Annotated in this window: 18 protein-coding genes; 8 read left to right on the top strand and 10 right to left on the bottom strand. The window is 73.6% G+C overall.

Annotated features, from left to right (window positions below):
* Window positions 1–26 precede the first annotated feature (26 nt).
* The 3 genes from VKA29_RS34465 to VKA29_RS34455 all read right to left on the bottom strand — a co-directional run bounded on the left by VKA29_RS34465 (window position 27) and on the right by VKA29_RS34455 (window position 2,546).
* Entirely contained in the window at window positions 27–959 is a 933-nt protein-coding gene (locus tag VKA29_RS34465) for a hypothetical protein (RefSeq protein WP_324789985.1), read from the bottom strand.
* A gap of 214 nt (window positions 960–1,173) precedes the next feature.
* A complete protein-coding gene (locus VKA29_RS34460) occupies window positions 1,174–1,539 on the bottom strand; it encodes a DUF6932 family protein (protein WP_324789984.1) in 366 nt (121 codons plus the stop codon).
* A gap of 53 nt (window positions 1,540–1,592) precedes the next feature.
* Complete coding sequence (locus tag VKA29_RS34455) at window positions 1,593–2,546, bottom strand: helix-turn-helix domain-containing protein (RefSeq protein ID WP_324789983.1); 954 nt, start codon at window positions 2,544–2,546, stop codon at window positions 1,593–1,595.
* A 439-nt stretch (window positions 2,547–2,985) separates the two neighbouring features.
* On the opposite strand from VKA29_RS34455, the gene VKA29_RS34450 reads away from it, so the two are divergent.
* Window positions 2,986–3,861, top strand: a complete 876-nt coding sequence (locus VKA29_RS34450) for a helix-turn-helix domain-containing protein (protein ID WP_324789982.1) — start codon at window positions 2,986–2,988, stop codon at window positions 3,859–3,861.
* Entirely contained in the window at window positions 3,858–4,067 is a 210-nt protein-coding gene (locus tag VKA29_RS34445; protein ID WP_324789981.1) for a DUF397 domain-containing protein, read from the top strand. The genes VKA29_RS34450 and VKA29_RS34445 overlap by 4 nt, the downstream gene beginning before the upstream one ends.
* A gap of 130 nt (window positions 4,068–4,197) precedes the next feature.
* Here VKA29_RS34445 and metG read toward each other — a convergent pair whose 3' ends face one another.
* Together metG and VKA29_RS34435 are read right to left on the bottom strand one after the other, a co-directional pair.
* Entirely contained in the window at window positions 4,198–5,913 is a 1,716-nt protein-coding gene (gene metG / locus VKA29_RS34440; RefSeq protein ID WP_324789980.1) for a methionine--tRNA ligase, read from the bottom strand.
* A 130-nt stretch (window positions 5,914–6,043) separates the two neighbouring features.
* Window positions 6,044–7,966, bottom strand: coding sequence for a VWA domain-containing protein (locus VKA29_RS34435; protein WP_324789979.1), 1,923 nt, complete (start codon window positions 7,964–7,966; stop codon window positions 6,044–6,046).
* Between the two features lie 234 nt (window positions 7,967–8,200).
* Between VKA29_RS34435 and VKA29_RS34430 the strand changes: the two genes are divergently transcribed.
* Window positions 8,201–10,291 carry a PhoX family protein gene (locus VKA29_RS34430; RefSeq protein WP_324790229.1) on the top strand — a complete coding sequence of 697 codons (2,091 nt, stop codon included), beginning with the start codon at window positions 8,201–8,203 and terminating at the stop codon, window positions 10,289–10,291.
* A 93-nt stretch (window positions 10,292–10,384) separates the two neighbouring features.
* Here the strand turns inward: VKA29_RS34430 and VKA29_RS34425 are convergent, their stop codons facing one another.
* A complete protein-coding gene (locus VKA29_RS34425; protein WP_324789978.1) occupies window positions 10,385–11,338 on the bottom strand; it encodes an endonuclease/exonuclease/phosphatase family protein in 954 nt (317 codons plus the stop codon).
* Between the two features lie 9 nt (window positions 11,339–11,347).
* Window positions 11,348–12,184, bottom strand: a complete 837-nt coding sequence (locus VKA29_RS34420; RefSeq protein WP_324789977.1) for an alpha/beta hydrolase — start codon at window positions 12,182–12,184, stop codon at window positions 11,348–11,350.
* Between the two features lie 98 nt (window positions 12,185–12,282).
* Between VKA29_RS34420 and VKA29_RS34415 the strand changes: the two genes are divergently transcribed.
* Window positions 12,283–13,635: a PLP-dependent aminotransferase family protein gene (locus tag VKA29_RS34415; protein WP_324789976.1), complete on the top strand. Its 1,353-nt coding sequence runs from the start codon at window positions 12,283–12,285 to the stop codon at window positions 13,633–13,635.
* 65 nt (window positions 13,636–13,700) lie between these two features.
* Here the strand turns inward: VKA29_RS34415 and VKA29_RS34410 are convergent, their stop codons facing one another.
* The 3 genes from VKA29_RS34410 to VKA29_RS34400 all read right to left on the bottom strand — a co-directional run bounded on the left by VKA29_RS34410 (window position 13,701) and on the right by VKA29_RS34400 (window position 17,190).
* Complete coding sequence (locus tag VKA29_RS34410; RefSeq protein ID WP_324789975.1) at window positions 13,701–14,159, bottom strand: hypothetical protein; 459 nt, start codon at window positions 14,157–14,159, stop codon at window positions 13,701–13,703.
* A 692-nt stretch (window positions 14,160–14,851) separates the two neighbouring features.
* The gene (locus VKA29_RS34405; RefSeq protein ID WP_324789974.1) at window positions 14,852–15,769 is read right to left on the bottom strand and encodes a hypothetical protein; all 918 of its coding nucleotides are present in this window, start codon (window positions 15,767–15,769) and stop codon (window positions 14,852–14,854) included.
* A 980-nt stretch (window positions 15,770–16,749) separates the two neighbouring features.
* A complete protein-coding gene (locus tag VKA29_RS34400) occupies window positions 16,750–17,190 on the bottom strand; it encodes a hypothetical protein (protein WP_324789973.1) in 441 nt (146 codons plus the stop codon).
* A gap of 126 nt (window positions 17,191–17,316) precedes the next feature.
* Between VKA29_RS34400 and VKA29_RS34395 the strand changes: the two genes are divergently transcribed.
* The 4 genes from VKA29_RS34395 to VKA29_RS34380 all read left to right on the top strand — a co-directional run bounded on the left by VKA29_RS34395 (window position 17,317) and on the right by VKA29_RS34380 (window position 23,383).
* Window positions 17,317–18,534 carry a PP2C family protein-serine/threonine phosphatase gene (locus tag VKA29_RS34395; protein ID WP_324789972.1) on the top strand — a complete coding sequence of 406 codons (1,218 nt, stop codon included), beginning with the start codon at window positions 17,317–17,319 and terminating at the stop codon, window positions 18,532–18,534.
* Window positions 18,535–18,603: 69 nt separating this feature from the next.
* Window positions 18,604–19,947, top strand: a complete 1,344-nt coding sequence (locus tag VKA29_RS34390; RefSeq protein ID WP_324789971.1) for a hypothetical protein — start codon at window positions 18,604–18,606, stop codon at window positions 19,945–19,947.
* A 68-nt stretch (window positions 19,948–20,015) separates the two neighbouring features.
* The gene (locus VKA29_RS34385; protein ID WP_324789970.1) at window positions 20,016–20,381 is read left to right on the top strand and encodes a hypothetical protein; all 366 of its coding nucleotides are present in this window, start codon (window positions 20,016–20,018) and stop codon (window positions 20,379–20,381) included.
* An 8-nt stretch (window positions 20,382–20,389) separates the two neighbouring features.
* On the top strand, window positions 20,390–23,383 hold the full coding sequence (locus VKA29_RS34380) for a substrate-binding domain-containing protein (protein ID WP_324789969.1): 2,994 nt from the start codon (window positions 20,390–20,392) through the stop codon (window positions 23,381–23,383).
* The last annotated feature ends 91 nt before the right edge of the window (window positions 23,384–23,474 follow it).

Genomic DNA, 23,474 nt, shown 5'->3' with positions numbered 1-23,474 from the left:
GACGGTGTGGGGGTGCAGGGCCGTGTCTACGGATCGAGCGGAAGGGATGTCTGTTCCGCCGCCGGGCCGAGGTAGGTGTATTCGGTCGACCGTGCGATGCCCATGGAGTCCAGTTGCTGGCGGAAGCGGACCCTGAAGTGGACGTTGTCGCCAAGACCGGGGCGCATGCGCAGCAGTTCCTCGGGGTCCTCGAAACGGACGTCGTAGGCGGGCGCGTTCTTGGCCGTGCCCGTCTTCACCTTGACGAGGCCGCTTTCCCGCAGTTCCGTGATGCGGCCGGAGATGATGATCTCCTGATCGCGGTCTTTGGTCTCCCGAAGCCGTCTCACATAGCTCCGGCCCCGCTCGGTCAGTCGTGCGCGACGCATGTGGCCGTCGGCGCCGTACCAGGTCACACCCAGGTCCAGCTCGTACCGGCCCAGTGCCCGGGACACTGCTTCGACCGCGTCGAAGATCCGTGCCCATTCGCGGACGTCACGTTCCGACTCCAGGGCGTCGAGCAGCGTGGTGAGGGTGCCGAGGCCGGTGGAAGCGGCGGAGGTGGCGGGTGCGTCGAGAGCGCCGGATTCGGCGGCTTCGGCGGGCACGGCGACCGGGCGGGCGTGCACCACCGTGCTGCCCGCCGAGATACCGGTGAGTTCCAGATGTACCGGAGTGCCCGCGGCGACCGAGACCAGGTGCTCGACGGGTTGCAGCAGCGCATCGCCCCACTGGAAACGGAGAGCACCGCCCTCGGTGTCCGGTCCGGTCAGACGGAGTCGCAGCTCTTCGTCGAGCCGGGCGCCCGGGGCGTACTCCCGTGCCGCCGCCAGTCGGCTCGCGCGGTGCTCTGCCTCGATCTCCTCGTCGTCCCGGTCCTCGGTGCCCAATTGGTCAAGCAGGCGTGCGGCATGTTCGGCCGCGCCGGGATGGTCTCGAAGGAGCGCGCGCCTGCGCTCGCGCCAGCTGTCGCCGGTCACAGTCGCACCTCCAGGTATCCGCGTGCCGGGATGGCACTCTCTTCGGACGGTGAGCGGTCCTTCCCGTCTGACAACCTGCAGCGCTGCCACCAGTCGTCCCACACACCCCGTTGCGTGAAGTATGTCCGCTCTTCGGGCGTGAAGCGCTCCGGCTCGAAGATATGGGCAACCGGCTGGTACCCGATACGGAGGGGCGAGACGCCGAACTTCTCCCTCATCTGTCCCGGCTCTGGAACGCGGTCGTCAGCCACTTGGAGCCGGGTCTACCGCGTACCGCACGTTCGGCCCGGGTGTCGATCAGAAGCGTCGCGTCGATGTTCCGGGGGTCGGTCTTCGTGCTGACGAAACTGCCACCGAGCCAGATCCGGTGGATGAGCGGGAGTCCGGCAAGGACGTCTGTGTACGCGTCCTCCAGAGCGAGGAAACGATCGAGATAGTCGTGCAGGCCGTCCCACAGCGCTGTGCGTGTGTCGGAGTCCTGGAACTCCGGCGCGCTGACCAGCATGGCCTCCGCTTCGTCGAGGGAGACGGAGTACCGGCCCAGGGGGAGGAATCCGTTGGCCGCGAAGGTGGGTGGCACGTCAGGTCCTGTCGGGTGTCGGGGAACGTCGGCACAGCGGTCGGGGCAGGGCATTACCGGTCATCCTGCCGGGGCGTCCTCGGAGGCGCCGACAGTTCCGGGAACTGCGCCGTTGACGCGCACTCCCGGCAGTGGTGTGGGTCGGGGCCTCGGTAGCCGCGGTCGCAGGAGTCGCAGTTGCGGAGCGGGTGCCGGACGGGCGGGGTCGGGTCGGGGAGGCGGAGCGGCGGCAGCGGTGGGAGCTGGGCGGTGAGGCGGTGGGCCAGGAAGGCGGCCGGGCGGCGCAGCGGTTCCGCCGGAAGGTCGTCGGTCAGGGCGTGGCGTACGGCGGTGGGGGTGAGGTCCCGTTCCAGCCAGGCGACGACGCCGGGCGCGAGGTGCTCGGCATCGGTGGCGGAGAGCAGCAGGCGGGGGTCCTTGCGGCGCAGGCCGGCGAGGATCTCGGTGGCTGTCTGGAGGAGGGTGGGGGAGCTGTACGCGGGCTTCGGGACGGCGGGGAGGGCGCGGCGGCGTGGGGGTTCCTGCTGCGGGGCGGTGGCCGCGCGGCGGGCCGGGGGCTTCGGCGGTGCCGTCTCGGACGCGCCGCGGTCGTGGTCGCGGTGGCGGCCGGGCTGGTTGCAGGAGACGGTGCGGGTGACGATCCGGCCGGTCGGGGTGCGTTCGCGGGTACGGCTCAGGTAGCCGTGGTCCTCCAGCTCGCTCAGGGCGTCGGCGATCCGGGTCCGGCCCTCGGGGAAGCGGTCGGCGAGGGTCTTGATGTCGACGGGGGTGCCGGCGGGGACCGACTGAATGTACACCGCCAGCCCGATGGCGAGCGCCGACAGCTCGGGGTGCTGGGCGAGGTGGTTGCCGATCACCGTGAAGCGGGTGGCGTGGCGGGTGTTGTCGTGGATGACCCCGCCGGGGTGCGCGTTCGTGTGCGTGCGCCGAGTCCGCCGGAGGGGGTGGTTTTTGCCGCCGTTACGGGACTGGGCGCGCGGGGGCGCGCTAGTGTTTTGGGTGTCCATCGGGAAGGTTCCGTCTTCCTTGGTGGTCAGGCCCTCGCACTGGGATGCCAGTCCCGGCGAGGGCCGTTGCATATCTGGAGTTGTGCCGTGCCACTCGGGGCCGTGTGGTGTTGCGCTGAGCGTAAGGCAGACAACCAGGGACGAATCCAGCCCAGTTGGTGATGTTCACTCGTGGGAGTGAGCGTCCGCTGCGGGCGGGAGGGGCGGGGCTTGGTGCGGTTCTTTTCCTCTCCTGGTCCTTGGGAAAGACCGCCTGCGGCACCGGAGTGCACGCGGTCGGGTTCCGGTGCGGGTGCCGCTGCCGTGGGTGGATTTTCGCTGTTCAGCGACCGAGCACGGCCGTGCATGCTTACCGTGAGCAGTGACAGTGCTGACACGCAGGGTGACTGAACCTGCGTGTGGAGGTGCTGCGGCACGGCGGTACGACGGAAGGTGCGGGATGTCGGTCGACGGAGAGGTGCGGCAGCTCACGGGTGAGGTGGAGGAGCCGGGGTGGGAGGTCGATCCGGACGATGAGTGGGGAGTGGCAGTACTGGCCACGGTGGGGCGGCAGTTGAGACTGCGGCGGGAGGCCGTGGGCATGCGTGCCGCCGACTTCGCGGCGGCGATCGGGTATGGAGAGGACCTGGTCTACAAGGTCGAGAGCGGGAAGCGGATCCCCCGGCAGGAGTACTTGCGCGAAGCCGACGAGGTGCTGGGCGCGGGCGGGCTCATCGCGGCGGCCTGGGAGGACGTGAAGAAGGTCCGGTATCCGAAAAGGGTTCGGGAACTGGGGAAGCTGGAGGCCCAGGCGGTTGAGATTGCGCTGTACAGCAACCACAACATTCACGGCCTGTTGCAGACCGAGGAGCATATGCGGGCGCTCTTCGACGCGTGGCTTCCCAGCTACTCGGACGAGGAGACGGAACGTATGGTGGCCGCTCGGATGGCCCGCCGTGCGATCTTCGAACGGTCACCGGCACCGACTCTCAGCTTTGTCCAGGAAGAGGTGACTCTGCGCCGCCCGGTCGGGGGGAGAATGGTCTGGCGGCGGCAACTCGAACGTCTCCTGGAACTCGGGCAGTTGCGGAACGTCTCGATCCAGGTGATGCCGACCGACTGCGAGGATCACTTCGGCACGGGCGGGTTGATCGAGGTGCTCAAGTTTCCGGACGGCACGGCGGTCGGGCGCTCGGAAGGGGCGTTCAACTGCCGCCCGGTGTCCGAGCCGAAGCAGCTCAGGATCCTCGAACTGCGCTATGGCATGATCCGGGCGCAGGCTCTCACGCCCCGAGAGTCGCGGGCTTTCATCGAGCAGATGCTGGGAGAGACATGATGGGCACCTCCACTCGGCGCGACGCTTCCGGACTGATCTGGTTCAAGAGCAGCTACAGCAGCAGCGGTGACGGCAACGACTGCGTCGAGTGTGCCGTCACCCCCGGCACCGTGCACGTCCGCGACTCAAAGAACATAGGCGGCGCGCAACTCGCGCTCACCCGCGATGCTTGGGCGGAGTTCGTGGCCCACGCGTCGGCAAGCTGAACGGCCCCACGCGTCGCTCTCCAAGTCGGAGTGAACAGTTCCTCCGACGTGCTCACCGTGACGGCGCGGCCCGGAAACGGGTGGTTTCCGGGCCGCTGTTGCTGTGCGGGAAGGGTGTGCCTGGCTGCTGTTACTGGTCCTCGCCGCCGAAGCGCTCCTTGTACGTCTCCAGGTCCTCGTCCGTCAGCTTGGCGAACAGGACCGGCGGGACGGTGAAGGCGGTGCCGGCCGGGACGGAGGTGAGGGCCTTCGCCTCGTCACGGGTGACCCAGCTCGCGGTGTCGTCCGCCAGGGAGAACACCTCGCGCATGGCCTTCGACGTCGTCGGGACGATGGGCTCGGAGACCACCGAGTAGAGGTGGATGAGGTTCATCGCCGTGCGGAGGGTGAGGGCGGCGCCGTCCTTGTTCGTCTTGATCTCCAGCCAGGGGGCCTTCTCCTCGAGGTAGGAGTTGCCCGCGGACCACAGGGCGCGCAGCGCGGCCGCCGCCTTGCGGAACTGGAGCGCCTCCATGTGCTCCTCGTACTCGGCGAGGAGGCGAGTGATCTCCTCGCCCAGCTTCGCCTCGGCCTCGCCCGGCTCGCCGCCCGCCGGGACCTCCTCGCCGAAGCGCTTCTTCGAGAAGGACAGCACGCGGTTGACGAAGTTGCCGAGCGTGTCGGCCAGGTCCTTGTTCACCGTGGCGGTGAAGTGCTCCCAGGTGAAGGACGAGTCGTCCGACTCGGGGGCGTTGGCGATCAGGAAGTAGCGCCAGTAGTCGGCGGGCAGGATGTCCAGCGCCTGGTCGGTGAAGACGCCGCGCTTCTGCGAGGTGGAGAACTTGCCGCCGTAGTACGTCAGCCAGTTGAACGCCTTGACGTAGTCGACCTTCTTCCACGGCTCGCGGACCCCGAGCTCCGTGGCCGGGAACATCACCGTGTGGAAGGGGACGTTGTCCTTCGCCATGAACTCGGTGTAGCGGACCTCGGTGTCGACGTCGTACCACCAGGACCGGTAGTCGCGGTTCTCCGGGTCCTGGTCGGCCCACTCCTTCGTCGCGCCGATGTACTCGATCGGGGCGTCGAACCAGACGTAGAAGACCTTGCCCTCGGCGGCCAGCTCCGGCCAGGTGTCGGCCGGGACCGGGACGCCCCAGTCCAGGTCACGGGTGATCGCGCGGTCGTGCAGGCCCTCGTTCAGCCACTTGCGGGCGATGGACGCGGCGAGCTGCGGCCACTCCTCCTCGTGCGCGGCCACCCACTCCTCGACCTCGTGCTGGAGCTTGGACTGCAGCAGGAAGAGGTGCTTGGTCTCGCGGACCTCCAGGTCGGTGGAGCCGGAGATCGCGGAACGCGGGTTGATCAGGTCCGTCGGGTCCAGGACGCGCGTGCAGTTCTCGCACTGGTCGCCGCGGGCCTTGTCGTAGCCGCAGTGCGGGCAGGTGCCCTCCACGTAGCGGTCGGGGAGGAATCGGTTGTCGGCGGGCGAGTAGACCTGGCGGATCGCCCGCTCCTCGATGAAGCCGTTCTCGTTCAGGCGGCGGGCGAAGTGCTGGGTGATCTCCACGTTCTCGGGGCTGGAGCTGCGGCCGAAGTAGTCGAACGCCAGCGCGAAGCCGTCGTAGACCGCCTTCTGCGCGTCGTGCGCCTGCGCGCAGAACTCGTCGACCGGCAGGCCCTGCTCCTTCGCGGCCAGCTCCGCCGGGGTGCCGTGTTCGTCCGTCGCGCAGATGTACAGCACGTCGTGGCCGCGCTGGCGCAGATAACGGGAGTAGACGTCCGCCGGGAGCATGGACCCCACCATGTTGCCCAGGTGCTTGATCCCGTTGATGTACGGAAGGGCGCTGGTGATGAGGTGTCGAGCCATCGGGGGCTGCTCCCAGGTCGGGGTTTCGCGAACCTTGAAATCGTAGCCGACATGGGTGGGCCGCCCGCTTCCCGTTTTGCAGGGTGGGAAGGGGCGGCCGCGGTGGTCCCGGTGGGATCTTCGGCGGTGGCTACGGGCGCCAGGCCGCGAGGACTCCTTCGTACAGCTCGGCGTCCGTGAGCTCGCGCGGGGCCGGGCCCGCGTGGAAGAAGGACGCGTTGTCGGTCTTCAGTTTGCGGAGGTAGTCGAACGCCTTGTTGTCGTGCTCGCCGAAGGCGACGAAGGAGAAGAACACGGAGGGGTGGTTCTTCGCCGCGTCCGTGAGGGACTGGGTGGCGGGGGTCTTCGCGTCGGGGGCGCCGTCCGTCTGGAAGACGACCAGGGCCGGGGTCTGCGGGTCGGCGGCGTTCTCCCGGTGGTGGGTGACGACCGCCTCGACGGCCGCGTGGTAGCTGGTACGGCCCATGCGGCCGAGGCCCGCGTGCAGCTCGTCGATCTTGTTCTCGTGGTCGGCGAGCGTGACGTCGGCGGTGCCGTCCAGCTCCGTGGAGAAGAAGACGACGTGGACCTTGGTGCCGGGGCCGGCCGGGTCGAGATGGGCGGCGAGGGCGAGGGTCTGCTCGGCGAGGGCCTGCGCGGAGCCGTCCTTGTAGTACGGGCGCATCGACGCCGAGCGGTCGAGCACGAGGTACACGGAGGCGCGGGCACCGGCGAGACCCCGCGCGGCGAGAGCGTCGGTGGCGGCCCGGTAGGCGGAACCGAGCCCGACGGCTTCGGCGGCCTCGGTCTCGGCCTCGGTGCCTGCATCGGTCACGGCGTCGGCATTGGCCTCGGCCTCGGCATCGGCCTCGGGGGCAGCGCCGTCGGGTGCGGCGGCGGCCACGACCTCGGGCTCGGGGGCGGGCTCCGGCGCCGTCTCGGCCTCGGGGGCAGGGGCAGGGGCGGGGGCGGGCTCCGGCTCGGGCTGGGCTTCGGCTTCGGGGGTGGGCTCCGGGGCGGACTCAAGCTTGGGCTCGGCCTCGGCCTCGGGCTCGGCTACGGGAGCGGGGTCTGCGGGCTGCTCGGGCTCCGCGGCAGGCTCCGGCGCCTCGACGGCCTCGGGCTCGGAGGCCGTTTCACCGGCGGGCACGGGCACGGCCTCGGCCGCGGGCTCCGGTGCGTCGGAGGTCACCTCTGACTCGGGCTCGGGCTCGGCGGTCGCCTCGGTGGCCGGTTCGGGAGTCGCCTCGGGCTCCTCCTGCGGCGCCTCTGCCTCCGTCACCGTTTCGGTTTCCGGGGTCGGCTCCTCAGCGGTCGCCTGCGGCTCGGCCTGCGCCTCCGCCTCGGCGGCGGGCTCCGCGGTCTCTTCGGCGGCCGGTGTGACCTCGGGCTCTGCGGCGCGCTCGGGCTCCGCCACCGCTTCCTCGGCTGCCGTCTTGGGCTCCTCGGCGTCGGCTGCCGCCGTCGTTTCGGGCTCGGGGGTGGCCTCGGCGGCCGGTTCGGGAGTCGCCTCCGGCGCCTCCTCCGCCTCCGTCACCGTCTCCGCTTCCGGGGTGGGCTCCTCGGCCGTCGCCTGCGGCTCGGCCTCCGCCTCGGCCTCGGGCTTCTTCTCCGCCTCGGGCTCCGTGTCAACCGTCACCTTGGCCTCGTCGGCGGCCTCGGCCTCCTCGGCGGTAACGGCCTCCTCGGCGGTAACGGGCTCCTCCGCCGTCGGCTCGGTAGCCGGCTCCTCCACCGGGGCGGACTCCTCCGTCGCCGTCGGCTCGGCGGCCGGCTCCTCCGGGTGCGTCGGCTTGGGGACCGTCACGTTGTCGAAGGCCGCGGCCACCAGGTCGTGCTCATCCCCGGTGTCCGGGGTCGACGACGAGCGGGGCTCCGGGACGCGGGCCGAAGCCGAGGGCTGGGGCTCGGGGGACGGGGAGGGGACCGCCGGCTGCTCCGCCTGCTCCGCCTCCACCTGCGTCGATGCCGCCTCCGACGGCTGCGAAGAGGTACGGTCCGCACCCTCCGCCTCGGCCGCACGTTCCTTGCGTGATCGGCCGAAAGCGTTCCGCAGGAGAGTGAGAATGCCCATGTGCGCACCCCTTCGCGTAAGTTGTTGCCCGTCAATCCCTGGCCAGGACGGACACGTAAGGTTAGCCGCCCCGGAGGGCGATCTTGGGTAGGGGCGGGGACCTGTGCCGGGCTCCGTGTCAAGTGCGCCTCAGGTGTCGGGGACTTCACTCTTCGTTCATGTCGCGGCAGCCCTCCCGCACATACGCACCCCTAACGTCACGCTCACACCAAGGGCATGCAAGGGGAGAGCAAAGTGCGCAAGCTGCTGCCGATCGTCGGGACGCCGTCCGGCTCGCATCCGGGTGGGCGGTCCGCCCTGACCTGTCGTTTCCGGTGTGGTGACGCCTGTTTCCACGAGGTGCCCAACACCAGCTCCAACGAGTACGTCGGTGACGTCATCGCCGGTGCCATCGGCCGCCGCTCGATGATGCGGGCCGCCGCCGTCGTCACCGTGGCCGCCGCGGCCGGTACGGCCGGCCTCGCGGCCGCCCGTCCGGCCCAGGCCGCCGAGACGGCGGGCGCCGGCGCGGCGGGCGCGACGTCGCACCCGAGGCCGGCGTCCAAGGCGGCGCGCGGGCTGCGGTTCGCCCCCGTCGCCCCGAACACCGTCGACGCCGTCGTCACCCCGGACGGGTACGGCCAGAACGTCGTGATCCGCTGGGGCGAGCCCATCCTGCGCGGTGCCCCGGCCTTCGACCCCGACAACCAGACCGCCGCCGCGCAGGCCGGGCAGTTCGGTTACAACAACGACTTCCTCGCCCTGCTGCCGCTGCCCGGCGAGCACGGCCGGCAGCTCCTGGTCGCCAACCACGAGTACACCGACGAGATCCTGATGTTCCGCGGGTACGACCCGGCCAACCCGACCCGGCAGCAGGTCGAGGTGGCCTGGGCGGCGCACGGGCTGGCGGCCGTGGTCGTGGAGGAGGACCGGAAGACCGGCAAGCTCACCGCCGTGCCCCGGCACGCCCTGAACCGGCGCGTCACCGCCACCACCGAGTTCCGGCTGACCGGGCCCGCGGCCGGCAGCGACCTGCTGAAGACCTCCGCCGACCCGACGGGCACGAAGGTGCTCGGCACCCTTAACAACTGCTCCGGCGGCACCACCCCGTGGGGCACGACCCTGCACGGCGAGGAGAACTTCAACCAGTACTTCGCCAACGGCAGCCGCGCCACCGACAAGCGCTACGGCATCGGCACCGGCGCGACCGAGCGCAAGTGGGAGCGGTTCGACAAGCGGTTCGACGTCGCGCGGGAGCCGAACGAGGTGCACCGGTTCGGCTACGTGGTCGAGTTCGACCCGTACGACCCGACGTCCACGCCCCGCAAGCACACCGCGCTCGGACGGTTCAAGCACGAGGCGGCGACCGTGCGGCTGACGGCGGACGGCCGTCCGGTCGTCTACTCCGGCGACGACGAGCGGTTCGACTACTTCTACAAGTTCGTCGGCAGCAAGCGGATGAAGCACGGCTCCTCGCGGGCGGTGCGGGAGCACAACCTCTCGCTGCTCGACGAGGGCACCCTCTACGTCGCCCGGCTCACCGGCGACTCGCCCGCCGCCGAGATCGACGGCAGCGGCGCGCTGCCCTCGGACGGCGAGTTCGACGGCAGCGGCCAGTGGATCCCGCTGGCCACCGCGACCGCCGACGGCGCCGTCTCGCACGTCGAGGGCATGACCGCCGAGGAGGTCTTCGTCTTCACGCGGCTGGCCGGCGACAAGGTGGGCGCGACGAAGATGGACCGGCCGGAGGACATCCAGCCGTCCCCGCAGACCGGCAAGGTCTACGTCGTCCTCACCAACAACACCAAGCGCGGTGTCGGCAGCGAGGCCAAGGCCGACGAGGCCAACCCGCGCAACGCCAACAAGCACGGGCACATCCTGGAGCTGACCGAGCGCCGGAACCGGCCCGAGAGCACCGAGTTCGGCTGGTCGCTGTTCCTGGTCGCGGGCGACCCGGACGACCCGGCGACCTACTTCGCCGGGTTCCCGAAGGACGACGTCAGCCCCATCTCCTGCCCGGACAACGTGGCCTTCGACCCGCACGGCAACCTGTGGATCTCCACCGACGGCAACCAGCTCGGCTCGCACGACGGGCTGTTCGGCGTCGCCACCCGCGGTGAGCGGCGCGGTGAGCTGAAGCAGTTCCTGACCGTGCCGACGGGCGCGGAGACCTGCGGTCCGATCGTGCAGGACCGGCGCGTGCTGGTCGCCGTACAGCACCCGGGAGAGATCGACGGGGCGTCCGTGGAGAAGCCCGCCAGCACCTGGCCGGACGGTCCCGGCCGGATCGTCCGCCCGGCGGTCGTGGCGGTGTGGCGCGAGGACGGCCGCGACATCGGCGTCTGAGACCCGTCCGTCCGAGTCCCGCAGGGGCGCGCGCACCCCTGCGGGACCCCGTTTTCCAAGGGCCGGCTTTTCCAAGGGTCGGCTTTTCAAGGGTCAGCCGCGCCCGTGCAGCGCGATGTCCACGAGCAGGGCGCGGTGGTCGGTGCCGGCCAGGTCGAGGAAGCGGGCGGTGTTCGCGGAGAAGTCCCGCGACACCAGTACGTGGTCGATCTGGACGCCGAACGCCGGCGCGGTGCGGGCCGGCCAGCTCGGGGTGCGGTCGTGGCCGGCGAGGCGGGCGGCGTCGCGCAGGCCGGTGTCGAGGACGCGGCGGAAGGCCGCGTGGTCCTGGGAGGCGTTGAAGTCCCCGGCCAGGACGGTCGGGGTGCGCCGGTCGGCCGCGGCGAAATCGCGCAGCCTGCCCAGTTGGCGGCGCCAGACGCCGACCTGGCCGGGCAGCGGCGGCGCGGGGTGCGCGAGCTGCAGCCGTACGGGCCGGCCGCGGACGTCGGCGACCGCGCCGGGCATGCCCATGGTGCCCCGCACGCCGGCCGCGTCCCGCAGCCGGAACCGGCTGAGCAGCAGCGACCCCGCGGAGCCCTCGGCGGCGACGGCCCGCCGGAAGCGCAGGGTGTCGCCGAACGTCCGCTCCAGGGCCGCCCGGCACCCCTGCTCGCACTCCTCGACGAACACGACGTCGGGCCGCTCGCGGCGGATCACGGCGATCAGCGAGCCGGTGCCGCGCCCGAACTCGACGTTCGAGGTCAGCACCCGCAGCTCGGCGACCGCGGGCCCGCCCGGCTCGCCGCTCCTGCCGTACGGCTCGACGTACCAGGCCAGCAGTCCGAGGACGGCGGTCCCCCACACCAGCCCGGCCCACCATCTGGCGAGCAGCGCGAGCAGCAGCGCACCCCCGGTGGGCGCGAGCAGCCAGGGCAGGAAGGCCAGGAACTGCGGCACCGGCGTGACGCCGTCGCTGTCGGCGGCCCGGCAGCCGACGACGACGCTGACGCCGGCGAGCAGCAGCCCCGCGCACCGGCCGCCGACGCGCCGCACCGTCGATCGCACGCCTCGAGCCTACGAGGGGCCGTCCACCCGCGCCAGGAACGTCCCCAGCGCCCGGTTGAACTCCTCGGGCCGTTCCAGGTTCGGCAGGTGGGCAGCCCCCTCGACCACGTGCAGGTCCGCGTCGGGCAGCGCCGCGTGCATGGCCTCGGCGTCGGCGACCGGCGTGTAGGTGTCGTCGGCGCCCACGACGACCAGGGCGGGGACGGCGACGCGGGTGAGCAGGGCGCGGTAGTCGGGGCGGGCGGCGCGGGCGCGCAGGGCGGCCGCGGCGCCCTGCGGGGAGGCGGCCGTCATCATGCCGTGCACGTGCGCCTTGACCGGCGGTCCGGCGTGCGGCGCCACCATCTTCTCCAGGATCTCGTCGGCGTACCCGCGCATGCCCTCCCGCAGCAGGCGGTCCGCCAGGGTGTGCCGTGCGCGCACCCCCTGCGGGGTCTCGGCGGCGGGGAAGGTGTCGGCCAGGACCAGGCCACGGACGCGGCCCGGGAACTGGCGGTAGAGGTCCAGGACGATCTGGCCGCCCATGGACAGACCCACCGGCACGAAAGCGTCCACCTCCAGGTCGTCCAGCAGCGCGACGACGTCCCGTGCGAACTCCTCGAAGGGGAACTCGTCGGAACGGGTGACGCCGGGAGAGACGGGGGACGCGCCGTAGCCGCGCAGGTCGGGGGCGATCACCCGGCGGGTGGTGGAGAAGGCGGCGAGCTGCGGGTGCCACATCGTGCGGTCGAAGGGATGGCCGTGCACGAGGACCAGGGGGGCGAGGGGGACGAGGGGGGTACCGGCGTCCCGCGGGGTATGGGAGGTGTCCGGGCCTTTGTCCTCGTACGCGAGGAAGGGTGCCATGCGACCGACCCTAGGAGCGCGGCGTTCCTCGGTGCAATAAAATCTTTGCCCTCGGTGCAATCACAGCCGCCGGCCGACCCGTCGAGAGGAGCCCCGCCGTGGCAGACCACCGCCGTATCGACTACCGCCGCGTCGCCGACCGCATCGCCGCCGACATCGCGGCCGGCCGGCTCCAGCCCGGTGAACGGCTGCTTCCGCAGCGCCGGTTCGCCCGTCGGCACGGGATCGCGGTGTCCACCGCGGAGCGGGCGTACGGCGAACTCGTCCGGCGCGGGCTGGTCGTCGGCGAGGTCGGCCGTGGCACCTTCGTGCGGGCCGCGCCGCGGCAGCCGGCCGGCCGCGCGCTGATCGAGCCCGCCACCACGGCCACCGTCAACCTGGAGCTCAACTACCCTTCCGCGCCGCACCAGTCGGAACTCCTCGCGCCCGTTCTCGCGCCGCTGCTGCGCCCCGACGTGCTGACCGAGGCGCTGCGCCCGGCCCCCGCCGCCGGCACCGCCGCCGCCCGCGAGGCGGCGGCCGCGCTGCTCGCGACGCCCGGCTGGGAGATCGCGCCCGAGCAGGTGCTGTTCACCGGAAGCGCCCGCCAGGCCATCGCCGCCGCACTCGCCTCCCTGGTCCGGCCGGGCGGCCGCGTCGGCGTGGAGGCACTGACGTATCCGCTGGTCAAGGAGATCGCCGCCCGCCTCGGCCTCACCCTGGTCCCCCTGGCGACCGACCAGGAGGGCCTGCGCCCGGAGGCCGTCGCCGCCGCGCGGCTGTCCGCCCTCTACGTCCAGCCGACCCTGCACAACCCGACGTCCGCGACGATGGGCGCCGGCCGGCGCCGTCGGCTCGCGGAGGTCGTCGCCGGCCTGGGGCTGCCCGTCGTCGAGGACCGCATCTGGTCCTTCCTCGACGAGTCGGCCCCGCCGCCCCTCGCCGCCCACGCCCCCGGCCTGACCCTGGTGGTCGACGGCCTGTCCAAGCGGGTCGCGCCCGGCCTCACCGTCGGCCTCCTCGTCGTCCCGCCCGGGCGGGCGGAGTCGGTGGCGGGCGCCGTGCGGTCGGGGGGGTGGAGCGCCGGACGGTTCGCGCTGGAGGCGGCCGTGCGGTGGGCCGGGGACGGCACGGTGGAGCGGCTGGTCGCGGCGAAACGCGCGGACGCGGCGGCCCGGCAGCGGCTGGTGGCCCGGCACCTCGGCGGCTTCCGGGTACGGTCCGACCCGCGCGCGTACTTCGCCTGGTGGGAACTGCCCGCCGGGTGGCGTGCGGACACCTTCACGGCCGCCGCGGCCGCGTACGGCATCGCCGTCACCCCCGGCACCGCCTTCGCCGTCGACCCGGGCCACACCCCCGACGCCGTCCGGCTCGGCCTCGCGTCGGCCCCACCGGACGACCTGGACCGCGCCCTGCGCACCCTCGCGGCCATCGCCGGGGAGCGCCCGGGCGGCCGTCGGCACGGGACCTGAGGCGCGCCCGGCTCGCCGTGGCCGGCCGTGCGGCCGTGTTCACGGGCCGGAACTCGTCAGCAGGTTCAGCAGGTGATGCTCTCGATGTAGACGTGGTCCAGATCGCTGAACTTCTTCCACAGGCTGGCCTTGCCGCGCCGGTCCTCCGTGTTGGTCCAGCCGCCCCAGTAATGCCACTTGGTGACGCAGCCCTTGTAGAACCGGACGGCGTCGGTGTCGTAGTAGTAGTAATGGAACTTCGACTCGTCGCCCGCCGGGAGTTCCACGTCGGAGTAGTAGGCGGACCAGTAGTTCACGTGCTGCACGCAGGGGAGCTTGTCCCCGGAGTAGGTGCTGGAGGTCCCGGACCAGCAGTTGGCGATACGGACCGGCATACGCGAGTTGTTGCTGACCTCACCGCCGCAGCCCGAGGTGGTGCAGGTGCCCGCGGACGCGGGTGTGCTGAGGCCGATGCCCATGAGGGGTATCGCGACGGCCAACGCCGCGGAGCGCGCGCCCCACTTGCCGAGTCTTTCCTTGATCATTTTTCCTCCGTGTGATCGCGAGTGATCCGACCGATGACCGATGGCCGGTGACCGATGACCGATGACCGATGACCGGTGGGGGCTGCGGGCGGGCGGCCGACGGCCGGTGGGGTCCCGACGGCCGGCTGGGTCCCGGTGGCCGTCGGGGGCCGGGTGGGCGGCGGGGGTCCGGTGAGCGGCGGGGGAGCGCGGCAGGATGAGCAGCGCGCAGAGTCTCGGCAATCTGCCGAGGGGCTCTGGCCTCCCCGTTCTCACCCCTGCTGCGTTTCACCCCGCCCGCGGGTCCCCGGGCCCCGTCTCCCCCGGGCCCCGTTTCCCCCGGGCCCCCCGGGCCCCGTTTCCCCCCCCGGGCCCCTCGTTTCCCCCGGTCGCCCGGGCCCCCGTTCTTCCGCGGCCCCCGTTTCCCCCCGTTGTCCCCGTCCCCCCGTTTCCCCCGACCCCCGTTGTCCCCCGTTGTCCCCGTCCCTCCGTTTCCCCGGCCCCCGTTGTCCCCGTCCCTCCGTTTCCCCTGGCCCCCGTTGTCCCCGTCCCCCCGCCCTCGGATTGCCGTGGCCTTCGTCTTCGTCAGGCAGCAGACTGCATCGGGCAGGACTGCCACGGCGAGCTTCCGTGCCACGATTCGAGCAGGTTCGAAGGGCCGGAGGACACCGAGCCCGTCGGGGACGCCGTGGGCCGGTGGGGGTGTCGGGCTCTCAGACGGGTCGGCCGGAGGCTGGGGCCGAGGCAGGTGCCGCGGGTTCGCCAGGTTCGCCGTGGCGTCGTCCGAGAGGGCCCGGGCGGCCGGTGAGCCAGGCGCCGAGGGCGACCGCCAGGCCGAGGGCGACCAACAGCCAGGAGGCTTCGCGCAGGGTGGCGGTGAGGGCGTCGTAGACCGCGCCCGCGGCCGTCCGGCGGGACGGTTCGGGCACGTCGGCGACGGTGAGACGGCGGCAGACCGCGACGGCGAGGGCGAGCAGCGCACCGCCCAGCGCGGCGCCGAGGGCGGTCGCGACGACCGCGTGGCGGCGGCAGCCGGCGACGGCGATCCCGGCGACGGCCAGGACGACGGCCACCGGCGGCAGCCAGAAACCGGCGACTTCCAGTACGCGGAAACCTTTCCGGAGCCGGTCCAGGTCCACGGCGGGCACGACGGCCACCTCGGTGTGCTCGACCGGGATGCGCTCGGCCAGCGGCATGTGCTCGTCGGCCAGTTTCCGCTTGACCTGCGCGGTGACGGGCGCGAGGTCGACGGTCACCGCGCGCTCGCGCTCGTCGCGCAGGGCGCGCAGGACGGCGTCGTGGACGGCCCGGTTCCCGGCGTCCCACGCCGTGCGGTAGGCCTCGGTCCGGGTGAACGAGCGCACCGCGTCGTGCACGAAGGGGCGCATGCTCCCCCGCATCGGCCGGACGTCGAGCCGGTCGTCGACCTCGTCCATGATCCCGGCGCCGACGGTCTCCGCGACGGCGTTCCGCACGGCCGGGTCCGACGCCAGCGGCGCCAGCGTGGCGACGTACCGGCCGGTGTCGGCCAGCCCGTAGGCGGCCCAGGCGGCCAGCGCGCCGAACGGCACGAGGAAGCAGGCGAGGGCGATCAGGGCGGCCGACAGGACGCCACGCAGTCGTGAGGGCACCCTCCCAGGCAACGTCCCCGACCCGCCCCCCGCGACCGCTGCGCCCGCAATCGGGTGCCCCGCCGTCCGCGCCGCCGCCGGGTCGCACCGTCGTCCGCGCCGTCGCTGTGCCGCGCCGCCGGACCGGCGGCGGCCTGGCCGCGCCGCCGCCGGGTCGCACCATCGGCCACGCCGACGCTGTGCCGTGCCGCCGCCCGGCCGCGCCGCCGCCCGGCCGCGCCGCCGCCCGGCCGCGCCGCCGCCCGGCCGCGCCGCCGCCCGGCTGCGTCACTGCCGGGCCCTGTCCTCCGGCCGCACCGCCGCACCTCCGTGCCGTCGCACCTCCGTGCCGTCGTCGGGCCGTGGCGGCCGTCGCCCGCGCTGCGGTCGGGCGGTGCCCGCGCTGTCGGGTGGCGCCGTCCGGCCGGGCCACCGGCCGTGCCGCCGTGCGCTGCCGCGCCGCCTTGTCGCCGCCAGGCCGGGCCGCCGGCCGCTTCGCTGCCGGGCTGTGTCCTGCGGCCGGGCCGGTGGCGGACACTGCGCCTGGTTGTCCCGCTGCCCGGCCCGGGCCCGGTGGCCGCTGCCGATCCGTGTCGTCCGGTCGGGTCGCTCCCGGGTCTGCCGCATCCCGCCGTCGCCCGGCTGCGCCGTCGCCCGGCCGCTTCGCTGCCGGGGTGTGTCCTGCGGCCGGGCCGGTGGCGGACACTGCGCATGGCTGTCCCGCTGGCGGACCCGCGCTGCCGGCCGTCGCCGACCTGTGTCGTCCGGCCGTAACCCTCCGGGCACGCCGTTCACGGTCTGCGTTTACGGTCTGCCGCATCCCGCCGTCGCCGTGCGATGCCGTGCCGGTCGTGTGCCGCGTCGCCGACTGCGCCGCATCGCCGTCGTGTCGCGGGGGCGCGGGGGCGCGGAGGCGCCGGGCCGCAACGTGCCGCCGCGTTGCCGTCCGGTCGCGTCGTGTCGCCGCCCGGCCGGGGGCCGGGCCCCCGGGGGTGGCGGCGTCAGCGGATGCGGTTGCCCGCTGCGTCCTCGCGTGTGTAGTAGCGGTAGAAGAAGACGGCGAAGACGCCCGCCGTGACGGCGATGCCCAGTGCCACGCACTCCAGCACGGACGCGCCGCTCTGGTCGAAGAGGAAGGCGATCGCCGCGCCCGCGAACGCGGACTTCGTCAGCGAGTGCAGTTCCCGCTTCAGCCGCGGCGCGAAGACCGCCACGGCGATGCACAGCACCATGAACACCAGCGCGGTCACGAAGCCGAACAGGAGGTTCCAGCCGGTGATGGGGCCGCCGTCGCGACGGTTCGCCGCCGCCCAGTAGCCGTAGAGGAGCCCGAGGGCGACGGGTACCCCGTACCGCACCGCCGTGTGGACGCGCTCGTCGAAGACGTCGGGTGTGCGGGTGGGCCTGACCAGTCCGCCGCGCCTGGGTGCCGCGTGCGTCATGGGAGCACTCCTTCCTCCTCGCCCCGGCTTCCAGAGCACACCGGCGCGGGGGTCCTGGCAAGTCGGCGGACGGAACCGGTTCCCGCCCGGATGCGCGGGGGGCGGACGCGTGCTTCGCTGGGGCTCATGAGCGGGCGGGTGCCGAGGCGGGTGGGCGGCGGCCGGGCTCCGCTCCACCGGGTGCTTCCGGCCGGGCGCGAGGACGTGCTGTACCGGCACCAGCTGCTGCGGGTGCGCGGGCGCAGTGTCGCGTGGGTTCCGCCGCTGCTGCTGCTCGTCGGCATCATGCTGGTCGACATCAACACCGGCGATTTCCGGATCAACTCCTGGATCGTGCTGGTGCCGGGCATCGCCGCCGCGATCTGCGGGCTGTGGGGCACGGCCGCTTTCGCCGTGCTCGCCATGGGCGCGTACGTCATCGGGGACCGGTCCTGGCCGCACCAGTACCAGAGCGGCCTGCCCGACTTCATCCTCGTCGCCGTCGGCGGCGCCCTCGCGGTCCTGGCCTGCGCGGTGCGACTGCGCGGCGAGCGGCGCATGCTGCACATGCGGGACATCGCCGACACCACCCGCCGCACCGTGCTGCGCCTCCTGCCGCCGGGCTGGGGCGGCCTCGACCACGCGGCCGTCTACCTCGCCTCCGACGTCGAGGCGCGGGTCGGCGGCGACTTCTACGACGTCCAGCCCGGCCCGCACGGCACCCGCGTCCTGCTCGGCGACGTCCAGGGCAAGGGCCTCGCCGCGGTCGAGGCGGCGGCCGCGCTGCTCGGCGCGTTCCGCGAGGCCGGCTACCACGAGGCCTCCCTGACCACGATCGCCGAGCGTCTGGAGGTCCGGATGACGCGCCACCGCGAGCACACCGCGGCCCTCGGCCGGGACGACGGCGAACGCTTCGCCACCGCCGTGCTGCTCGGCTTCCCGGAGGACTGCCCCGGCGCGGTCGACGTCGTCGTCTTCGGCCACGAGCCGCCGCTGATCGTCGGCCCCGCGGGCGTGCGCACCCTGCCGCCCGGCGACGGCCTCCCCCTCGGCCTCGCCGATCTGACCGACGAGGGGCCGCCCCCTGTGCACCGGGTGCCCGTCGCCCCCGGTGAGACCCTGCTGCTGACCACCGACGGCGTCACCGAGGCCCGCAACGACGACGGGGTGTTCTACCCCCTCCTCGTGGACGTGGCCGGCGCCGTCGCCGCCGACCCGGGGACCGCGGACCCGCGGCGCCTGGTCGACCTCGTCCGGGACGACACGCTGCGGCACTGCGGCGGGCGGCTCGCGGACGACGCGACGATCTTCGCCGTGCGGCGCGTCACGTCCGGGCAACCCGGACGGGTGCGTCTGCGGGCCTGAGGCCCCCCTTTGCACCCGCAGCCGTTACGGTGCTGCCGTACGTGATCGACGGGGGATGGGGAGGGAACGATGCCCGGAACCGTGCTGCTGCTCGCCGCATCGCCGGCGGGCAAGGGGTGCCTGGTGGACGCCGCTTCGGTGCTCCCCGTACTCGCGGCCGTACCGCCCGCCGTGCTGTCCGGCACCGAGACCGCGAACGTCGTCGAACTCGCCGACCCCCTGGAGCCGCAGGCCGTGCTGACCCGGCTGCGGGCCGCCGCGGCCGCGACCGGTCCGCTGACCGTGTTCGTCACCGGCCAGCTCCAGCTCGACCGCCGCCAGCGCCTGCCGCACCTCGCGCTGGCCCGTACGACGCCCGCCACCGTCCGCTACACCGCCCTGCCCTGGCACTGGATCCGGGAGGAACTGCGGCTGCGGGCGGCCGGGACGACCTCCCTCGTCCTCGACCTGCACGCCGATCCGGAGACCTGGGAGTGGCTGCGGGCGCACCCGCTCGACCCGGGGCCCGGCCACGCCGTTTACGGTCGCATCGCGCCGCCGCCGGGCCGACGCGCGGTGGCCGTGCCGACGTACATGAAGGCGGTGGCGACGATCCTGCGCAGCGGGCACCGGCCGCGACTGGCGGACCTGCACCAGCAGGCGGTGGCGCGGCTGGGCAGCGACGGCTACGGGGACCTGCTGCTGGCGCCCGCGTCGGCGCCCGCACCCGCACCCGCGTCGGCGTCGGCCGCGGTGGTGTCCGGCGCCGGAGGCCCGGCCTTCGTTCCCCGGCCCTCCGAGCCTCCTGAGCCCCCTGAGCCCTCCGCACCTCCGGAGCCTTCCGAGCCTTTGCGGTCCTCCGAGCCTTTGCGGTCCTCCGAGCCCTTGCGGTCCTCCGAGCTCTCCGAGCCTTCCGAGCTTTCCGCCGCATCCGACGGGTTGGCCCACCTGCCCGGACGGTCCGGTCCGCAGGCGCCCGAGGAGCCGGGCGCCGCCACGGCGGACGCCGGCGAGGACCCCCACGCGGTCATCTCCGACGCCGTCCGGTCCGGGCGGCACGCGGACGCCGACGCCCTCGCCGCCCGGCAGGAACAGGCCGCCCTGCGCGCCCACGGGCCGGGCTCCGAGGAGGCGCTGCACTGGGCCGAAGTACGGGCCGACCTGGCGATGTTCGCCGGTGACCCGGTGCGCAGCTGTCGCACCTGGCTGGCGGTGGCCGCCGCGCGGCTGTCGGCCGGGCAGGCGCCGGACGCGCCGGCCGTCGAGGCGGCCGTGGACCGGGCGCACCACCAGTGGGGGCTGATCGGCGACCCGGCCGGAGCGCGGGAACTCGGCTCCCTGCTGGCCGACCTGCGCTCCCGCGTGCCGGGGCGCAGAGAGGGCGCGTTGGAGCATGTTCGGCGCCAGCTCGGTCAGTTGCAGACACAGGGTTGAGCCAATTGCGGACGCAGGGGTGCCTTGCCCCTCCCCGGTCGGTGGCCCCGGTGCCATGATGGTGTGTCATGGCTGAGGGGGATGGAGTGGCCGACCACGAGATTCGCGTACGGCTTGACCGGACCGCGAGCGAGAGCGATGTCGGCGCGCTGAAGAAGTGGCTGGAGCGGGAGACACCGCTCGACCGGTTGGCGCGCGCCGGTGAGCTGCGGATCGGCGTCCGCAGACGCACGGACGCCGAACCGGGTGCCCCGATGGGCATCGGCTCGGAGATCGTCGTGGAGTTGGTCGGCGTGGTCGGGGCCGCCGTGGTCGAGGAAGTACGGCACCAGGTGAGGCTCGCCGTCCAGGCCTGGCGTTCCAACCGCCGGGACGTCGAGAACGGCGAACCGCCCGGTGCCGACGTCGACGGTGTGGGACCCGACGACAGGTAGGCCGCCCGGTGAGCCGCTTCGACGCGCGTGGCAAGGCGAACCGGGCGCTGCTGGTCGGCGTGTCCGAGTACGACCACACGAAGCCGCCGCACGGGGTGCCCGGCGACCTGCCGGCCGTGCGGCACAACCTGGACCGGCTCCGGGACGTGCTGCAGCGGGGCGGGGTGTTCGGCGCGAGCGAGCTGGTGCTGCTGCGGTCGCCGTACACGCACGACTTCGAGCACCAGCTGCGCAGGGTCGCGGAGGAGGCCGAGGGCCTGCTGCTGGTGTACTTCGCGGGCCACGGGGCCATCCCCAGCGCGGGTGACGAGCTGTTCCTGCAGCTGCGAGGCGCCGGCGTGTACGCGGGCGAGGCGGCGGTCTTCCCCGGCGCCGAGATGTTCACCACGGTGCTGGGCATGCTGGGCACCAGCCGGGCCGAGCGGATCGTGGTGGTCCTCGACTGCTGCTTCGCGGGCAACGCGGCCTGGATCTGGGAGCACGTCCCGGACCGGCGGCGGGTGCTGCTGCTGACGAGCGTGCAGGCCAACCACCGCATCGACGCGGGCGATCCGGCAACCCCGACGCCGTTCACCGCCCTGCTGGCGGAACTCCTCGCCGGAGAGGGGGAGTTGTGGTTCGGCCGGCTCGCGGAGGACTTACGCACCCGGATGCGGGCGGCGGGCCTGCGGACGATACGGGACCAGCCGTGGGAGCCGCTCAGCCGGACGGAGCCGGGCGAGGACGTCCTGCTGTCGGCCCGCGGGGTGGCCCGCCCGGGGAGCCCGGTGCAGGCACCGCCCGACCGACGGGACTCACCCGGAACGCCCTCACCGGCCGCCCTCGGTTCGCCCGGCACCGGTTCGGCCGGCACCGGTTCGCCCGGCACCGGTTCGGCCGCCCTCGGCTCGCCCGACGCCGGATCGCTCCACAACGGATCCCTCGACGCCGGATCCCTCGACGCCGGATCCGTAGGTCCGTCGTCCCCCGGCTCCGGACGGTCCGGGGCGACCGAGCCGTCGGCGGGGGCCGCTCCGTCTCCGCCGGGTTCGCGTCCGCCGTCGGCGGGTTCGGCCGCGCCGACCGCCTCCACACCCGGGACCGCCCCGCACCCGCCGGACCGGAACCGGGACCGGGACCCGCATCCGCATCCGCATCCGGAACGGAACCCGGACCCGCTCGGCTCCGGCCCACCCCGACCGGGCGGCGCGGGCGGCGCGGGCGGCGCGGGCGGCGCGGCGCGGCCGACGCCTCCCGGCCGGGCGGACGGGGCCCTCCTCGCCCGCTTACGGGCGCCCGTCGCGCTGCTCGCCGCCTGGTACCGGCGACTGCGGCCGGCCGGGCGGGTCACCCTGGTGCTCGCGCTGCTCGCCACCGGACTCGGGTCCTGCGCCCTGTCCGCGCTGCTGGCCGACGGCTCCTCCTGCGCGCCGCCCCTCGAACTGCGCGTGCTGACCGACCCCGACCTGGAGGCCACCGTCACCGCCGCGGCCGCCGCGTACCTGACGTCGGACGCGAACACCGACGGCGACGGCTGCCGGCGCAGCGGCGTCACCGTCTACAGCGCGGGCTCCGCCGACGCGATCAACGCGCTGCGCCGGCAGACCGAGGCCTGGCAGGAACCCCGCGACGAGGACACCAACCCGCAGCGCGACATCGGCCCGCAGCCGGACGTGTGGATCCCGGCCTCCCCCGCCGACGTCGTCCGGGTCACCAAGGGCCAGGACACCGACACCGCGGCCCGCCTGAAGCCGGACACCGCGCCGCTGGCGTACTCGCCGATCGTGCTCGCCGTTCCCGAAAAGATGGCGGCCGTCGAGGAGCAGCGCCGCGTCCGGCCCACGCTGTCCCAGCTGTTGAGCGACCTGCACGAGCGGTCCAAGGACGCCGAGGTGCGCCGCCCGGACCCGGAGTTCACCGACGCGGCGCTGCTCGCCACGACGGGCCTGTACGGCACCGGCGTCGATCCGGCCCAAGCCGAGAGCCAGGTCGCCCAGCCGGGCCCGCCGTCCCCCACCGCCGCCGACCTGCTGTGCGCGCTGCCCGAGGACATCACCGTCGACCAGCGCACCGCCGCGCTCGTGCCCGAGTTCCTGATGAAGACCGGCATGGACTGCGACCGTACGAGGCGCACCCCGCGGACGGCGGAGTACCCGGGCGACGTGCCCGGCATCGAGCCCACCTTCGTCCGGGTCCGCTGGAAGGGCGCCGACCGGGACGAGGAGGCGCGCGGGACGGCGGCCGGCCGGTTCCGGGACTGGCTCGCCGGCCCCGGCGGCCGGGCCGTGTTCGCGCGCGACGGCTTCCGCGCCGCCGCCGACGGCGACCGGGACCTGCTGGACCCCGACCACATGGCCCCCGGGGTGCTGCGCGCGCCCTCGCCGCTGACCGAGGCGTCCGGACAGCGGGCGATGGACACCGCGCTCACCCGGTACCGGGGCGCCCACGGGCCCGGCCGGGTGTTGTTCCTGCTCGACAGCTCCGGATCCATGACGGATCAGTGGAAGGGGGCGAGCGGCGGTCGCGGCCTGCTGAAGCAGTCGCTCGGCGGGCTCGGCGACCTGGACGAGTACGGCGTGTGGTCGGTGGCCGGCACGGCGAACGGGCGCCAGTACGAGTCCCTCCTCGGCTCTGGGCAGCACCGGCGCAAGGACGCCGAACGCGCCATCGACGCCGCGAAGGTCCGCGACGCCCAGGCCGACCCGCGCGCCGCGTTGCTCGCCGCGCTCAAGGACATGGCCGACCGCCGCGCCCGCGACGACCGTCCTCAGCTGATCGTCTACATCACCGACGACGAGGACAACTCCCGCCTCACCGGCGGCGGCATCGACGAAGTGCTGTACCAGGCCGGTGAGGCGAAGGTGCCGGTGACCATGGTGTCCCTGGCGAGCGGCGGCTGCGACCGGGGCAGGCTGGACGCCCGGATCTCCGCGGCGAGCGGCGGGCGCTGCCTGGACGCCGACGACGACCTCGGCGCCGGCCTGGCCGACGAGGTCGCGCGCATCGGGACGGGGGACGACTGATGGCCGAGCGCGCCGTACGAGGCCTGCGAAGCACGCGGGACCCGCGGGACCCGCGACTCCCGCGTGACCTGCGGGGCCTGCGCGACATACA

Source organism: Streptomyces sp. H51 (assembly GCF_035656535.1).
Taxonomy (GTDB): domain Bacteria; phylum Actinomycetota; class Actinomycetes; order Streptomycetales; family Streptomycetaceae; genus Streptomyces.
Note: the sequence above shows the minus strand (reverse complement) of the source record. Positions and strands in the feature narration are given on the sequence as shown.